17 protein-coding genes are annotated in these 15,922 nt (G+C 57.6%); 8 read left to right on the top strand and 9 right to left on the bottom strand.

The features are described from left to right. Positions 1-88: 88 nt before the first annotated feature. Complete coding sequence (locus ACSJLU_RS00645) at positions 89-514, bottom strand: organic hydroperoxide resistance protein (protein WP_004934114.1); 426 nt, start codon at positions 512-514, stop codon at positions 89-91. A 160-nt stretch (positions 515-674) separates the two neighbouring features. Beyond that, the gene (locus tag ACSJLU_RS00640) at positions 675-1,139 is read right to left on the bottom strand and encodes a MarR family winged helix-turn-helix transcriptional regulator (protein ID WP_049209001.1); all 465 of its coding nucleotides are present in this window, start codon (positions 1,137-1,139) and stop codon (positions 675-677) included. Positions 1,140-1,235: 96 nt separating this feature from the next. On the opposite strand from ACSJLU_RS00640, the gene ACSJLU_RS00635 reads away from it, so the two are divergent. After that, positions 1,236-1,835, top strand: coding sequence for an HD domain-containing protein (locus ACSJLU_RS00635; RefSeq protein ID WP_025304829.1), 600 nt, complete (start codon positions 1,236-1,238; stop codon positions 1,833-1,835). On the opposite strand, the gene ACSJLU_RS00630 is transcribed toward ACSJLU_RS00635, so the two are convergent. The 4 genes from ACSJLU_RS00630 to ACSJLU_RS00615 form a co-directional block, all read right to left on the bottom strand. Further along, positions 1,836-3,206: a carbohydrate porin gene (locus tag ACSJLU_RS00630; protein WP_373408032.1), complete on the bottom strand. Its 1,371-nt coding sequence runs from the start codon at positions 3,204-3,206 to the stop codon at positions 1,836-1,838. A gap of 151 nt (positions 3,207-3,357) precedes the next feature. Continuing rightward, on the bottom strand, positions 3,358-4,761 hold the full coding sequence (locus tag ACSJLU_RS00625) for a glycoside hydrolase family 1 protein (protein WP_049295046.1): 1,404 nt from the start codon (positions 4,759-4,761) through the stop codon (positions 3,358-3,360). A gap of 14 nt (positions 4,762-4,775) precedes the next feature. Then, entirely contained in the window at positions 4,776-6,638 is a 1,863-nt protein-coding gene (gene bglF / locus ACSJLU_RS00620; RefSeq protein ID WP_060448370.1) for a PTS beta-glucoside transporter subunit IIABC, read from the bottom strand. A gap of 260 nt (positions 6,639-6,898) precedes the next feature. After that, entirely contained in the window at positions 6,899-7,657 is a 759-nt protein-coding gene (locus ACSJLU_RS00615) for an SDR family NAD(P)-dependent oxidoreductase (RefSeq protein WP_025304825.1), read from the bottom strand. 114 nt (positions 7,658-7,771) lie between these two features. On the opposite strand from ACSJLU_RS00615, the gene ACSJLU_RS00610 reads away from it, so the two are divergent. Both ACSJLU_RS00610 and ACSJLU_RS00605 read left to right on the top strand, forming a co-directional pair. Then, positions 7,772-8,635, top strand: a complete 864-nt coding sequence (locus ACSJLU_RS00610) for a LysR family transcriptional regulator (RefSeq protein ID WP_197813068.1) — start codon at positions 7,772-7,774, stop codon at positions 8,633-8,635. A 93-nt stretch (positions 8,636-8,728) separates the two neighbouring features. Then, a complete protein-coding gene (locus ACSJLU_RS00605; RefSeq protein ID WP_043142321.1) occupies positions 8,729-9,478 on the top strand; it encodes an NAD-dependent epimerase/dehydratase family protein in 750 nt (249 codons plus the stop codon). 33 nt (positions 9,479-9,511) lie between these two features. On the opposite strand, the gene ACSJLU_RS00600 is transcribed toward ACSJLU_RS00605, so the two are convergent. Further along, positions 9,512-10,678: an MFS transporter gene (locus tag ACSJLU_RS00600; protein ID WP_025304822.1), complete on the bottom strand. Its 1,167-nt coding sequence runs from the start codon at positions 10,676-10,678 to the stop codon at positions 9,512-9,514. Positions 10,679-11,057: 379 nt separating this feature from the next. Between ACSJLU_RS00600 and ACSJLU_RS00595 the strand changes: the two genes are divergently transcribed. Further along, on the top strand, positions 11,058-12,158 hold the full coding sequence (locus ACSJLU_RS00595; RefSeq protein ID WP_025304821.1) for an alkene reductase: 1,101 nt from the start codon (positions 11,058-11,060) through the stop codon (positions 12,156-12,158). A 31-nt stretch (positions 12,159-12,189) separates the two neighbouring features. On the opposite strand, the gene ACSJLU_RS00590 is transcribed toward ACSJLU_RS00595, so the two are convergent. Further along, on the bottom strand, positions 12,190-12,933 hold the full coding sequence (locus ACSJLU_RS00590) for a nucleotidyltransferase domain-containing protein (RefSeq protein WP_089181517.1): 744 nt from the start codon (positions 12,931-12,933) through the stop codon (positions 12,190-12,192). Position 12,934: 1 nt separating this feature from the next. After that, a complete protein-coding gene (locus ACSJLU_RS00585) occupies positions 12,935-13,447 on the bottom strand; it encodes an Mpo1 family 2-hydroxy fatty acid dioxygenase (RefSeq protein WP_049205736.1) in 513 nt (170 codons plus the stop codon). Positions 13,448-13,856: 409 nt separating this feature from the next. Here ACSJLU_RS00585 and ACSJLU_RS00580 point away from each other — a divergent pair, with 409 nt between their 5' ends. From ACSJLU_RS00580 to ACSJLU_RS00565, 4 genes are all read left to right on the top strand, one after another. Next, positions 13,857-14,582, top strand: a complete 726-nt coding sequence (locus tag ACSJLU_RS00580) for a winged helix-turn-helix domain-containing protein (RefSeq protein ID WP_049205755.1) — start codon at positions 13,857-13,859, stop codon at positions 14,580-14,582. Then, complete coding sequence (locus ACSJLU_RS00575) at positions 14,524-15,036, top strand: hypothetical protein (RefSeq protein WP_141996979.1); 513 nt, start codon at positions 14,524-14,526, stop codon at positions 15,034-15,036. The genes ACSJLU_RS00580 and ACSJLU_RS00575 overlap by 59 nt, the downstream gene beginning before the upstream one ends. A gap of 145 nt (positions 15,037-15,181) precedes the next feature. Then, positions 15,182-15,412 carry a Flp family type IVb pilin gene (locus ACSJLU_RS00570; protein WP_049205753.1) on the top strand — a complete coding sequence of 77 codons (231 nt, stop codon included), beginning with the start codon at positions 15,182-15,184 and terminating at the stop codon, positions 15,410-15,412. Continuing rightward, positions 15,361-15,912 carry an A24 family peptidase gene (locus tag ACSJLU_RS00565; RefSeq protein WP_080352627.1) on the top strand — a complete coding sequence of 184 codons (552 nt, stop codon included), beginning with the start codon at positions 15,361-15,363 and terminating at the stop codon, positions 15,910-15,912. The genes ACSJLU_RS00570 and ACSJLU_RS00565 overlap by 52 nt, the downstream gene beginning before the upstream one ends. Positions 15,913-15,922: the final 10 nt, after the last annotated feature.

Raw genomic sequence — 15,922 nt, 5'->3', positions numbered from 1 at the left:
TTACCGTTTTTTTGAACGATTTTCAGGCAGGGCACGCAAGAAAATGGAGGGACAAACCCTCCATTTTTTCCATATTTCGGCAAAAATCTTACTTAACGTTCAGAGTCACATCGATATTTCCACGGGTAGCGTTGGAGTATGGGCACACCACGTGCGCCTTTTTCACCAGATCTTCCGCCACGCTGCGCTCGATGCCCGGCAGCGAGATATCCAGCTGCACTTCGATGCCGAAGCCGTTCGGGATCTCACCGATGCCGACGGTGCCGTCGATCTTGGCTTCGGCCGGGATTTTGACCTTTTCCTTCGCCGCGACAAACTTCAACGCGCCGAGGAAACAGGCCGAGTAACCGGCAGCGAACAGCTGCTCGGGGTTGGTGACTTCGCCGCCGGCGCCGCCCATCTCTTTCGGCACGCCCAATTTCACGTCCAACACGCCGTCGGAGGAGGTCGCACGGCCGTCGCGGCCGCCGGTTGCGGTGGCGTGAGCGCGGTAAACCACTTTCTCAATAGACATCGTTCATTCCTTCTTGCTGGTTGGCGAGATGACTACGGCTTCCACGAGGTAAAGCCGGTCACATATTTATCTTTTGCGATTAAATCGCGCACTACTTATTTTTGACACTTATTAACCAGTGTAGACCACCCGTGCCGTTCTTGCGTCCGGCGGCGGCGGGTCAAATCTGATCGATCAGGCTGCCGCGCAGCTTTTCCAGCTGCTGTTTGAGCGAGACGATCTCGTCCAGGCTGCAGTCGGTAGCGCACATCACCGCCTCGGGCACCGATTGCGCCCGCTCGCGCAGCGCGCGGCCGGCTTCGGTGAGTGCGATGATCACCTGCCGCTCGTCGGCGGTGGCGCGATAGCGCACCAGCAAACCGGCGGTTTCCAGCCGCTTCAGCAGCGGCGTCAGCGTGGCGGAATCGAGGAACAGCCGCTCACCGATATCCGATACCGTCACCCGATCGCGTTCCCACAACACCATCATCACCAGGTATTGCGGGTAGGTGAGTTCGAGCTGACTCAACAGCTTGCGGTAGACTTTGTGCAGCGCCAGGTTGGCGGAGTACAGGGCGAAACAGAGCTGCTGATCGAGCTGTAGCAGGTTCTTCGCCTTGGGTTGTTCGGTATCGGTGCTTTTCATGTGTACGAATATAGATAGCGCACGATGTAATCGCAAGCTATTTCTTGTGAGATATGCTACCTTTTTTTATGCAGAGGATGCTCGGAGGGAAAGGAAATGACGAACACGCTTGTAGAACGCGCACGCCGCTACGCCACCAAGGCGCATGCGGCCATCGATCAGCGCCGCAAATACACCGACGATCCGTATATCGTCCACCCGCAGGCGGTGATGGAGCTGGTGCGCAGCGTGCCGCACACCGAAGAGATGCTGGCGGCCGCCTGGCTGCATGATACGGTGGAAGACACGCCCACCACCCTCGGCGACATCGACAGCCACTTTGGGCCAAAAGTGGCGGAACTGGTGCGGATGTTGACCAACGTCAGCCACGCCGAGGACGGCAACCGCTTCGAGCGTAAAAACCGCGATCGGCGCCACAGCGCCGGCGCGTCGCCGCAGGCCAAAACCATCAAGCTGGCGGATCTGATCGACAACACCCGCTCGCTGCTGGACTACGACAGCCACTTCGCCCAGACCTACCTGATCGAGAAACAGCGCCTGCTGGAGGTGCTGACCGAAGGCGACCCGACGCTGTGGCGCCAGGCCAGCCATATCGTTGAACAGGGGCTGCTCAGGTTGCAGCAGCCACCGCACAACGTGCCGGCCAGCTGGTTCGAACACGCCCGCCGGCGCTACCGCGAGAGCGACGCGGCCTGATCAGAAGGTCACCACCGTTTTCAACGCCGTCACCCAGGCGTCCTGCGTCTCGCTGACGCCCGCCGGGTGATGCCAGTACTGCAGGCCCGGCTGCAGCTGTAGCCACGGCGTGACGTTAACGCGGTAATACAGCTCCGCCGTCACCGAGTGGCCCGGCACTGGCCGGTAGTTCGGATCGTGATAATCACTGATGCCGCTCATCTGGTTGAGATACCGCTGATTGTCTTTATAGCGGTCGCTCAGTTTCACCACCGAGACGCCGAGCCCCAGCCAGTCGTCCGGCCGCGCATCGAACAGCCCGCGATAGCGAATGCCGGTCGAGGTAGACCAGTGCAGGTAGTTACTGCGCTGATCTCCCAGCCCCAGGCTGTAAAACACGCTCAAGCCGCGGTTGACGTCATCCGCATGGCGCGTCACCTGCTGGTTGAAACCGGTATACAGGAACCAGGTGCGATCGTGGTTGCGATAGCCCTGCGGATCGCTGGCGCCCGGCCCGCCGGACACCCCTTCATAAAGATCGCTCTGGCGCGCGTTGGTGAACAGCACGCCCAGGTTATACACCCCCGGCAGCTGGTTGACGGCGTGGGTTTTCAGCTCCAGCTCCATCGGCAACAGGAAGCCTTTGCTGCCCTTGGTGGACCAACTCCAGGCGTGGCTGCGGCTGGGGGCGCTCGGGTTCTGCTCCATCACCCCGCCCTTAAGCGTCAGGCCATCGGTCAGCTTGTACTGTAGCGTGGTGCCCCAGTAATGCACGTTCCAGTTATACCAGGTCAACGAGTTGGCAGACTTGCCGCCGCACAGCGTCAGCGTCTGAAAATCGCAGGGGATGATCTGATCGAAATCCTGCACCTTGTTCATCATGCCGATGCGCCACTGCAGCCGGCTGTCGAGGAAAGAACGGCTGAAGGTCAACCAACCCAGCCGGGTAATCGACTGTCCGCCATAGCTCTCTTGCGACAGATCGGTCAGGCCGACGCGCGGATCCTGCAGCCGATCGCGGGTCAGGTTGTTGTCATGGTTGCGGTTGACGATATTGCCTTCGATCGCCGCGTCCGGAATGCCGGTCAGCGCCTGCAAATCCTGGCTGAAGGTCAGCGAAAATTGGTCGATATACGACGCCTGTTTATCGTGGTTGTAACCGCCGCCGGCGTTATACGACAGCTGGCTGAGGTAGCCGAGGTTATAGTGGAAGCCATGATCCTCCAGGATCGGCCTGATCCCCAGCATATCCCCCAACAGCCCAGGCTGCGGCGGTTCAAAACCGAGCGCCACCCCTTCCCATTTGGCGGTGGGGGCTTCAACGTCCTTGCCGGTTTGCAGCGTTTCCGCCTGCGCCTGGCTGCACCACAGCGCCAGCGCCGCCAGGGTCATGGAACGAGGTAATAAGCTTTTCATCATTATTATATTTCTCCGCATAACGGCTGACTGCGGGCAACAGCATTCCCTGGGAGAGAATTTCCCATCATGAACAGCAGCGAATAACGTTAGGTTAACGCCCGGCGCTTGCCGCCGGGCTGAAGGGTTACCGTCGGTCTTTCAGACTGGCGCCATTGCTGTGGATCACATCGCGGTACCAGTAGAAACTCTTCTTGCGGCGGCGCTCGAGGCTGCCGTTGCCGGCATCGTCTCTGTCGACGTGAATGAAGCCGTAGCGCTTCGACATTTCGGCCTTCGAGGCGCTGACCAGATCGATCGGCCCCCAGCTGGTGTAGCCCATCACCTCGACGCCGTCGTCGATGGCTTCCGCCACCTGCACCAGATGGTCATTGAGGTAGTTGATGCGGTAGTCGTCGTTGATACTGCCGTCCGCCTCGACGCGGTCTTTGGCGCCCAGCCCGTTCTCGACGATGAACAGCGGCTTCTGATAGCGGTCGTACAGCACGTTGAGCAGGTAACGCAGCCCGATCGGGTCGATTTGCCACCCCCACTCCGAGCTGGCCAAGTGCGGGTTCGGCACCATATCGAGAATGTTGCCGCGCGCCGTCTCGTACTGCTCCGGGTCGGCGGTGACGCAGCCGCTCATGTAATAGCTGAACGAGATGAAGTCGATGGTTTCGCGCAGCGTTTGCCGATCTTCCTCGGTGATCGTCACCTGAATGCCGTTTTCACGGAAAAAGCGCTGCATATAGGCCGGGTAATAGCCGCGCGCCTGCACGTCGCCGAAGAACAGCCAGTCGCGGTTTTGCCGCTGGGTTTCCAGCAGATCTTCCGGCTTGCAGCTCAGCGGGTACAGAATGCCGCCCAGCAGCATGTTGCCGATTTGGCCCTCCGGCACGATCTCGTGACAGGCCTTCACCGCTTTGGCGCTGGCCACCAACTGATGGTGGATCGCCTGATAGACGGCGCTCTTGTCGCTCTCCTGCGGCAGGCCAACCCCGGTGAAGGGCGCGTGCAGCGACATGTTGATTTCGTTGAAGGTCAGCCAGCGTTTGACCTTGTGCTTATAACGTTCGAATACGGTGCGCGCATAGCGCTCGAAGAAATCGATGGTGCGCCGATCGCCCCAGCCGCCGTAGCGCTTCACCAGACCGTAAGGCATCTCATAGTGCGACAGCGTGATCAGCGGCTGAATGCCGTATTTCGCCATCTCGTCGAATAGCCGATCGTAAAACGCCAGCCCGGCTTCGTTCGGCGTCTCTTCGTCGCCCTGTGGAAAAATGCGCGTCCAGGCGATCGAGGTGCGCAGGCACTTGAAGCCCATTTCGGCGAACAGCGCGATGTCCTCCGGGTAACGATGATAGAAATCGATCGCCACGTCCTTGATGCCGCTGTCGCCCGCCGTGCGCGGCGTAATGGCGCCGAAGATGCCCTGCGGCTGCAGATCGGAGGTCGACAGCCCCTTGCCGTCAGCCTGATACGCGCCTTCTACCTGGTTCGCCGCTACCGCGCCGCCCCACAGAAAATGTTGCGGAAACTTGCCGTTCATCGCTTGCTCCTCAATTAACGTAATAAAGTCAGCAGCGGCGCCTGTTCCTGCACCGGAGACAGGCCGCTGGTCAACACGTCCACGTAGTCATCGCTGTTGCTGATGATGATCGGCGTGGTGGTGTCATAGCCGGCGGCATGGATCGCCGCCTGGTCGAACTCGATCAGCAGATCGCCCGGGGCGACCCGCTCGCCTTCCCGCACGTGGGCGGTGAAATGCGCCCCGTCGAGCTTCACGGTATCGATGCCGACGTGGATAAGAATCTCCGCGCCGTCGTCCGATTCGATGCCGATGGCGTGTTTGGTTTTGAACAGCGACGCCACGCTGCCGCTGACCGGCGCCACTACGCGCCCCTGCTGCGGCGCAATCGCCACCCCTTTCCCCAGCAGGCCGCTGGCGAAGGTCGCGTCGTTCACCTGATCCAGCGGCACGATATCGCCGGCGATCGGGCTGAGAATGGCCTGTTTGCGGTTAAGCGGCGCGGCGGCTTCAGGCTGTACCGTCTCTTCCGCCGGTGCGACGCCGAACAGATAGCTGGCCAGCGCGGCGAACACGAACGACAGCAGGGTGCCGCCGATCGCGCCCCATACCGTGGCGTCGATGCCGCCGCCGGGGATAATCTGCGCAAAGGTGAATACGCTCACCAGGCCGAACGAGTAGACCGAGGTATGGAAGTAGCCAATCACCGCACCGCCCAGCGCGCCGCCGATGCAGCCGAAGATGAATGGGCGTTTGTTCGGCAGCGTGACGCCGTACACCGCCGGTTCGGTGATGCCGAAGATCCCGGCGCCGATGGCTGAAGCGGACAGCGCCCGCAGCTTGGCGTCGCGGGTGCGCAGCATCACGCCCAGCGTGGCGCCGACCTGCCCCATCACCGCCGGCAACAGCAGCGGTACCATGGTGTCGCGCCCCAGCACGCTCAGGTTGTTGATCATCAACGGCACCAATCCCCAATGCAGGCCGAAGATCACGCACACCTGCCACATCGCCCCCATAAAGGCGCCGGCAATGATCGGGTTAAAGGCGTAAATGCTCTGATAGCCGTTGGCCAGCAGGTGGCTGAGCCAGGTTGCCGCCGGGCCGATCAGCAGGAAGGTCAAGGGCACGGTGATCGCCAGGCACAGCAGCGGCGTGATGAAATTGCGCAGCGCGCTGTGGATCACCCGGTTAAACAACGGCTCCAGGCGGCAGGACACCCAGGCCGCAAAGATGATCGGGATCACCGACGAGCTGTAGTTGATAAAAGTCAGCGGAATGCCGAAGAAATATTCGCGCACCGCGCCCGGCTGCTGCGCCGCTTCGAACGCCGCCATCATCAGCGGATGCGTCAATGCGCCGCCGATCGCCATGGTGACGAAGGGGTTGCCGCCGAATTTTTTCCCGGCGGTGTAGCCGAGCATGATCGGGAAGAAGTAGAACAGCGAGTCGCTGGCGGCGAACAGCATTTTGAAGGTGCCACCGCTCTCCAGCAGCCAGCCGCAGGCCAGGCTCAGCGCCAGGAAGCCTTTCAGGATCCCCGAAGCGGCCATCACCCCGAGCAGCGGGGTAAAAATGCCGGACACCAGATCGATAAAGCGGCTGAGCAGGTTGTCTTTTTTACCGTCCGCGTCGTCGCTCGGCGCGCCCTCGGCCAATCCGCCGACCCGATTGACCGCGTCGAACACCTCCGCCACGTGGTTGCCCACCACCACCTGGAACTGGCCGCCGCTCTCCACCACCATGATGACGCCCGGGTTTTTCTTCAGCGCTGCCGCGTTGGCGCGATTGTCGTCGCGCAGCTTGAACCGCAGGCGGGTGGCGCAGTGCACCAAGCTTTTCACATTGTCGCGGCCACCGACGCCGGCCAAAATCTCACTGGCTAATGTGTCATATTTCATACGGTTATCCTTAGACTTCGCGTTCTGCCGCTCCCCTCCCCGCACTGGCCTGGCGCCGGGGCGAAATGCGGCGCAAAAAAAAACCTAAACCTCGCGGCCTCTGTCCCATCGGGGAACAGAAACGCGAGGTTTAGGTTTTGCCTGCCGCAGCAGTAACAACCCTAAATCGGTTGAGCTATGACGTTAACACCGTGGATTTTGCCGGGGCAAGGCTTTGCGCCGGCAAATTGCCGAACTGTGATCGCGGGGGCAAAACGGCCTCAATGCGCGAAATAATGCATGCCGCCATCTACCGGGATCACCGCGCCGGTGATATATCGCGCGAGCGGGGAACAAAGAAACGCCGCCAGATAGGCCATATCTTCCGGTTCGCCGAAGTAGCCAATCGGGATATGTTGCGCAATGAACGCCCGGCGCGCTTCATCGCAAGCGTATAAGCGCTCGCGGATCTGTTCACTGTTGATGCGCCCCGGCTGTAACGTATTGACGGTAATCCCCTGCGCAGCCACGTCGCTGGCCAATCCTTTGGCCCACAGATGCAGCGCGCCCTTGGCGGCGCTGGCGGCGCTCAGGCTGCGCGGCTCCATCGATCCGCTGATGTTGATAATCCGGCCCCAGCCTTGCGCCTGCATGGCCGGCAACAGCGCCTGAGTCAACCGCCGGGCCGGTGTGAAGTTCAAAGCAAAGGCGTCATCCCAGCTGCGATCGCTGTCGTTCAGCGTCGTGGGGTGAAACGCACCGACCGCGTTGATCAGAATATCGACTGTCCCCGCCTGGCGCAGCGCCTGCGCCGCCAGCTGGGTTATCGCGTCGGGGTCGGTCACGTCTGCAACGGCTACCCACGGGCGCACCGCCCCTTGCCGTTCAACCTCATCCGCCAGCGCCTGCAGCCGATCACCGCGTCGTGCGGTAGCCACCACCTTGACCCCTTGAGCAGCCAATACCCTGACCATGCCGGCACCGATCCCTTCGCTGGCGCCCGTGACCAATGCCGTACGGTGTTGCAACTGTAGATTCATAAGAAAACCTAACCTAATTTTTCGGTTTTAAAGGGAACGTTCACACATTGAATCACGGCGCGCTCTGTGTGAATATTCCTGAAAATTACGTCGATACCGTGCAGGAATTCACCGATGTTTGACTGGCAGGATTTAAAACACTTCGTGGCGCTGGCACGCAGCGGTTCGTTGTCGGCGGCAGCGCGGGAGCTGGGTTGCGATCACGCCACCGTCGGGCGACGCGTAGCGGCGCTGGAACAGGCGCTCGGCCTGCGTTTGATCGTGCGTCGGCCACGCAGCACGCCCTTGACCCAGGACGGGCAGGCGATTGCCGGGCTGGCGGCGGAGATCGAGGCGCAAAGCCAGGCTATTGCCCGCCATGCGCGCAGCGCCGGCGCAACGCCACAGGCCGGGGTGCGCATCAGTGCGCCGCCGTCGATCGCCGCGCATATTCTCGCGCCGCGCATTGCCGCATTTAACCAGGCTTTTCCACAGATCGTCGTCACGCTGTCGGGTGAATCGGCGCTCGCCGAGCTGGATCGCGGCGAAGCCGACATCGCCGTGCGCATGGTGCGCCCACAGCAACCGGAGCTGTTGACGCAGCGCATCGGCATGATGCGCTACGCGCTGTATGCCGCACCGGAGCACGCGGCTCTGCCCGACGCGGCGCGCCGCTTTCTCGCCTATGACCATCACTATCGGCAGCAGCCGCATCAGCAATGGTTGCTGCAGCTGTTGCAGGGGCGTCCGGTGGTCTTTCAGGCCAGCGATCTGTTTTCACTGCAACAGGCGGCGCGTTCAGGGCTGGGCGCCGCCGTTTTGCCGACGTTCGTCGCCGATGGCGATCCGGAGCTGGTCGCATTGCCAACGGCCAACGCCGCGCCAACGCGTGAGCTTTGGCTGGTGACGTATCCCGATTTGGCGCGCACCGCAGCCGTGCGCGCGGTGATGAATTTCCTGGCCGAAACGCTCGGCAAAACGTGCCCATTGCCGGCATAAAGCATCAGAATGACTAATATAAATACTGGACAAAAGTCACGCAGGGGATTATTACTGGTCAACGCTTAATCGAGAGTAGGGATGGCAGTCACCATGGTGTTGCGTACTGATGTAGGACGGATTCTGATCACCGGCGCCGGCGGCCGGGTAGCCACGGCGTTTCGTCAGGCGATGGGCGATCGCTACCCGCTACGGTTGGCGGAACGGGATGTCAGCCTGCTGCGCGATCGGCAGCCCGGCGACGAAGTCATCAGCTTCAACATCGCCGATCTCGACGCCTGCCGCGCGGCCTGCGCCAATATCGACACCGTGTTGCATCTGGCGGCCGATCCCTCCCCCGATGCCGACTTCTGCGGTTCGTTGATGGACAACAACATTCTGGGCACCTTCAATATCTTCCGCGCGGCGAAAGACGCCGGCTGCCGCCGGGTGGTGTTCGCCAGCAGCGCGCAGGCGGTGGAAGGCTATCCGCTCGACTATCAAATCCGCCCGGATGACGCACCAAAGCCGAAAAACCTGTACGGCGCCAGCAAGGCCTTCGGCGAAGGCATCGCCGCCTACTTCGCCCATCAGGAAGGGCTTTCCGCCCTGTCGGTGCGCATCGCCAACTTCACCACCCTGAGCCGGGGCGAACAGCTTAGCGCCCGCGACATGAGCGCTTTTCTCAGCCATCGCGACGCCGCCGATCTGCTGGAGCGCTGCATTCGTGTCGAAGGGGTGCAATATGCGGTGGTGCACGGGGTTTCCAACAACCGCTACAAACGTTTATCGCTGGAAGAGACCCGACGCCTGCTCGGCTACGCCCCGCAGGACGATGCGTTCAGCCTGCTGGGCTTTGAGTGAGCACGGCGGAGAGTTCCGCCGTGCAGGTACAACTTAGTTGCTGGCGTAGGCCACTTTTTCGGCCTGACGGTGGGTGAACAGCACCAGCAGCAACGCCAATCCGGCAATAATTGCGCCCATCACCGGCACGAAGCTGTATCCCAGCCCGGCGGAGACCACCGCGCCACCGGCGGCGGCGCCCAGCGCATTGCCCAGGTTAAAGGCACCGATGTTGACCGAGGACGACAGGCCCGGCGCTTCGCTGGCGACACGCATCACGCGCATCTGCAGCGGCGGCACCACGGCAAAGGTCGCCGCGCCCCAAATCACCATGCTGACTGCCGCGCCGATTTCACTGCGCGCCAGGAACGGGATCACCAGCATAATGACCACCAACAGCAGCAAGAAGCCCTTCAGCGTCGCGCTCTCGGAACGGTCGGCGAATTTGCCGCCCAGGTAGTTGCCGATGGAGAAACCGACGCCGATCAACACCAGCATGGACGTCACGAACAGCGGCGTCGCATCGGTGATGTGCTGCAATACCGGCGAGATATAGGTATAGAGCGTGAACATCGCGCCCGCGCCCAGCACGGTCGTCAGCAAGGCGGACAGCACCTGCGGGCGTACCAATACCGACAGTTCGCGCTTCACATCCGGGCGCGCGCCGGCGCTGCCTTTCGGCAACGAGAACCACAGACCCAGCATGGCGATCACCCCTAGCCCTGCGGTGGCCAGGAACGACATGCGCCAGCCGATGGTTTCACCCAGCCAGGTCGCGGCAGGCACCCCGCCGATATTGGCGATGGTCAAGCCCATAAACATGGTCGCCACGGCGCTGGCCTGTTTCTCCTTCGGCACCACGCTGGCGGCCACCACGGAACCGAGACCAAAGAACGCGCCGTGGTTCAGGCTGGTGATGATACGCGACAGCATCAGGGTGGTGTAGTCAGGCGCAATGGCCGACAGCACGTTACCCAGGGTAAAGATCGCCATCAGGAAGATCAGCGCGCTTCTGCGCGCCCGGTGCGAGAGCAGCAGCGTCATCAGCGGTGCGCCGACCATCACGCCAACGGCGTAGGCGCTGATCAACATGCCGGCCATCGGGATGGAGACATCCACCCCTTTGGCGATCGTCGGCAGCAACCCCATCGGGGAAAACTCGGTCGTGCCGATGCCGAACGCCCCCACCGCCAGGGCTAATAAGGGAAAGTTAATTTTCATTCAACAACTCCGGTTAACCGCTGCCGAAGCGCGGGAAAGTTAAGATGCCAAAAGTATGACATTGATCACACCAAAGATAAGCAGGCAGGAGGCTAAAAGACTTTTGCGATTTTGTTAAAAATCGTGGGGAAAAACAGCCGCCGACTCTATCTCAGCAACGCACCGACAAGCAATAGCCGCCGTCGCCCGAGCGCACATCGGGTTCATTCGCACCACCTGTGCAAGCCGCCATACCGGCCCATCGGCGGCTACCGCAACTATTGAGCACAGAGCAAAAGTGTTTTGTTATTGTGCGCGTTTTTAGAATTAAACGACGAAATATAATGGCCTCAGTAAAACATCAATGCCCTACGACCTAATTCACATAGAGGGAAGCGCCATGCTTTTTGACTCGTATTCTTTAAACGGTTTATCGCTGAACAATCGCATCGTCATGCCGCCAATGACCCGCTCTCGGGCCGGCGCCGGCGACGTCGCCACCGACATGATGGCTGAATATTATGCCCAGCGCGCCAGCGCCGGGCTGATCGTCAGCGAAGGCACGCAGATCAGCCAGCAGGGCCAGGGTTATGCCTGGACACCCGGCATTTACTCCCCGGAACACATCGCCGGTTGGAAAAAAGTGACCGACGCCGTACATCAGGCCGGCGGCAAGATCTTCGCGCAGCTTTGGCACGTCGGCCGCGTGTCGCATACCATTTTACAGCCTGGCCACGCCGCGCCGGTCTCCTCCTCCGCCATCCAGGCCGACGGGGTCAAGGTGTTCGTGGATGTCGAAGGTCGCGGGCCGGAACATGGCGTGGGTGAAATGGTGCAGCACTCCGCACCGCGCGCCTTAACGCGGGAAGAAATTCCGGCGATCGTTAACGACTACGCTCAGGCGGCACGCAACGCCATCGCCGCCGGTTTCGACGGCGTAGAGCTGCACGGTGCGAATGGTTATCTGATCAATCAGTTTATCGACTCGCGGGAAAACCAGCGCGACGACGAATACGGCGGTTCACTGCAAAATCGCCTGCGTTTCCTGCGGGAAGTCGCGCAGGCGGTAGCGGATGCCATCGGCAAAGAGAAACTGGGCGTGCGCCTGGCGCCGCTGACCACCCTGATGGGCTCGCAGGACGATACCCCGGAAGCCACCTATCTGGCAGCGGCCAGCGTGCTGAACGATATCGGCGCCGCTTACATTCACATCGCCGAAGCGGACTGGGATGATGCCCCGGTGATGCCGGCAGCGTTCAAAGAATCGCTGCGCCTAATTTTCCGCGGCACGCTGATTTACTCGGGCAAATACACGCGTGAACGCGCTGAAGAAGCGCTGGCCAAAGGCTGGGCGGATCTGATCGGCTTCGGTCGCCCGTTCATCGCCAACCCGGATCTGCCCCACCGCCTGCAACACGGGCTGGCGCTGAATGCGCCAATCAAAGAGAAATTCTTCGGCGGCAGCCGGGAAGGCTACACCGATTACCCGACGGTCGGGTAACGATTGCCGACAACGCCGGCTCAAGCCGGCGTTATTTTTTCTGTGCTTCGATCCAGTCGAGAAATCGCATCATTCTGTCGCTAAAATCCGCGTCATTCGCCTCTCCCACCGCGTGCGCTAACCAATAGTCCATTTCACCTCGCTGCTCTGCATAAAGCGCCAACAGCTGTTCGGCATAGTCGGTTAACGTTATCGGCCAGAACGGGCTTCCCTCGGCGCGCAGCATATTGGTGGCTCTGATCAGTTTTCTGGCCGCTTCGCGCTTTAAGCGCCTCTCATCCGATACCGTCCTGGCCTGCAGCAGTTGCTCCCGATAACGCGCCAATACGCGGGGCAAATCGGCATTGACCGCCAACGCGATGCGCCGATCGGGCTGAAACAGCGGAAAAGCGGCGGACAGGTCTTCGCCCCACAGGCAGCGGCAGTGATGCTTCAGCCAAAATCCCCAGGAATCGTGATGCTCCGGCGCCAACGCCTCATCAACGCTGCCGATATCAAAGTCGACCTTGCTCACGATCCGCTGCTCCAGCTGAAAGGCTTGCCGCCACGCCTCAAGGCGCTGTAACGCCTCACTATCGGCTGGCTTGTTGAGCAACAGCGTGATGTCCAGATCGGACACGCCGGGAAGGGCTTCGCCACGCGCGACGCTGCCGTAGAGGTAAATGCTGTGGATGAGTGCCGGGAATTGGCGTGGCAGCCCCGCCGTCAGCGCTTCCAGCAGCGGGATAAAAGCCCGCTGCAGCGGAAATGCCGCCACCGTGGGAATCAGCGCCACCTCATGCCCTCCCGTTGCGCACTTTGCCCGAGCGCATTTCGATGTTCCGCTGCAGTTCGCGCAGCCCGCCGGCCAGGAAGCAGGCTTCCGCCAGCACGAATAGCGGGCCGATGATCAGACCCGTCACGTCGTCCATAAACGCCGGTTTTCGTCCCTCCCAGAAATGCCCGACAAACTGAAACAGCCAGCCGATGACGAAGCCGCCGATGCCGACGCTCAGCCACGCCGCCGTCGACAGCGACGCCACCCAGGCGCCGACCCCGAGGCACAGCAGCAGCAACGCCAACATCATGACGCCAAGGCGCAGGCTCAGCCGCAGGTAATAGAGAGCCGAAACGATAACCACCGCGCAGGCCGGCGAGAACGGCAGCCACCCCGCACCCCATGCCGGCCGGGAGAGCAGCGTCAGCAGGCTGACGACGATCAGGGGGATGCCGATAAAGTGCGTGACGATATTGCGCGCATCACGATGATAGGCGGCGTAAGCGGCAAGTTGATCTTCCAGACTTCGCATGTTGACCTCCGGTATGTACGGCCTTCGTCGCCGAACGCGCGCAGCCGCATGCGGCTGCCCTTACCCATAGCTTAGCGCGGGATCACCAATACCGGTTGGCCAATCTCATCCAGCAGGCCGCGCCTATCTGCCAGAATTATAGAAAGCAATAGAGGTAGATGGATAATATAAAATATAAAATAAAACATCCAAAAACACTAACAAGAAAAAATATCCTCTAAGATAAAACACACCGCCCGCCTTGTTTTATCTTAAAAAAAATATTATTTATAATAATAATAAAATTAAAATGAAAAACATATCAAACATACCGATTAATATAAAATAAAATATAAATAAAAAACTTAAATTAGTATTTACAATAAAAAACAGGATTGTATTATAAGAAGTCACAGTCAAGGAAGGTGTCATGATGATCGTTTATTACCGGGAAAGAATGGCTATTTTAATACCAGAAAACAATCAGCAGATTATTTTAAGGAATAAAGAATTGAAGCTATGGCATTTTCTTATTGAACAGAGCCCTAATGTATCATCAAGAAAAGATCTCGGTATACATATATGGGAAGGGCGTTATGTGACAGATTTCGCCATCAACCAAACGATAAATTCATTGAGAAGAAAGATTGGTGATGCATCACGTGAAATTATCATTACCGTTCCTAAAAAAGGGTATACGATTAATGCAGAGAAGGTCATCATTAAAGTTGATGATGAAACCGAGTTAATACCCAATACGAGCACTGGCACAGCGGAACTGGGGAGCAATTCGGATAATGATTCAAAACATAAAGAAGAGATATCTCCTCACCGATTTAAGAAGACTCGTGAGGTTCACGAAACTGCATCAGAAAAAGCGACATCCAAACGTGATAAAGTGAAAAGAAGCATGCTGATGATAGCCGTATTGATATGCAGCTATATTATAGGCGTTTGGTTTTCCGTAAAAATAAATGAAGATAAAAATGAAGAAACCTTATACCTTGATGGATACAGGATTCACTCTACTGGCGATCGCATAGAATACGTTCACGGTGAAAAAAAAACCGTTTGTTATCGAATGAAGAGCAATATAAATGACAATAAAAAAAGAGACTACCTTACAGAAATCACGACTTGTAAAAATGAAGGTTAAGGGATTATTTTTAATTGCTTGCATATTACTTTTCATCTGTGGAACTCTAAGTTATAAACAATATATTTTAGAATCAATGAGCAATAGTTACCATGGGTTATTATTTCTGGACGGCGAAGAAAAAATAAAGCTAAACCTATACTTAAACAAAGATAGAGAAACCGCCTACATCAGATTGATTCAAAGTGATGGCAATCACTTACGTTATATCACTGCCGAAATGGAACTCAATGCATTGTTAACGCATTCAATAGCCACAGCAAAAGTGGATTTGCATGAGCGAAATATGACAGAGAGCGCATTCAGCTCCGACAGTCGCAATCGTCTGGTATCGGTTTTGTTGCACAAGAACAGCAAACAATATTTTTTGGTTATAAACAAGGATGACTTCTATATTCCAACAGGTAATAATGATATTAATGAACTGATTTTCCTCATTTTTCCTGATAAATGATGCAATTTTATATTTCATTATTAAATATGATATGACGTTTTTTTTATCACTGAGTAGGATACCCCCGGCCTAAACAACACGCTTCAATTAAAAGCGAGTTTTTAGCGTCATAACCATCCTACTAATATATTTAAAGGAATAAAAAATGTTGAAAAATGTAGCTCTGAAAGCGTATGTCTCTATGGCTTGCCGCAACGTCAAAAACGCAGAACAAAACGAGCGTGGCATCACCGCTATCGAATACGCCATCATCGGTGTAGCGATGGCCTCTGCCCTGTTCTTCATCTTTGACAAAGGCGGGTTCATTGAATCCCTGAGCGCGGCATGGAACACCATGGCCACGAAGATCACTGCTTCAGGCAACATCCTGAAGTAATAGTAAACTTTCGTCATATAGCCTTCGACTCTTCGAGGGCTATATTTAAAACCTATATGTTCATAGCGATAATAATCATATCTTTATACATATCACTTAAAGATATCACAGAAAGAAGAATACCTAACGTAGCGCATTTTATGATACTTACGGTGGCATACTGCTATATTTTTTCCCACCCAGGCATTATTGGTGCGGGCCAGGTGCTGATATGGCCGTTTGCCATGCTCTTGGTTGGTATCATTCTTTCGTCTTGCAACATACTGGGGTTTGGCGATACCAAACTGCTGTTCATCACCATGCTGGTGGTGCCGCCGGAACAATACGTTAACGTTATTTACCTGACTGTTTTTATGGGTGGCGTATGGGCAATCTTATGGACATATGCCCTGTCAAAAATTTCGCTGATCAAGCGCTATGATAAAGTAAGGAGCGGCGTACCCTACGCCATCCCTATTTTAATCAGTTTATGTACCTATACGTTTATCGGTGCAGTTTGATAAGGAGCAT

The organism is Serratia bockelmannii, from assembly GCF_051803255.1.
In the GTDB taxonomy this organism is placed as follows: Bacteria; Pseudomonadota; Gammaproteobacteria; order Enterobacterales; family Enterobacteriaceae; genus Serratia; species Serratia bockelmannii.
The sequence above is the reverse complement of the archived record's forward strand: the minus strand, read 5'-3'. Positions and strand labels throughout refer to the sequence as shown.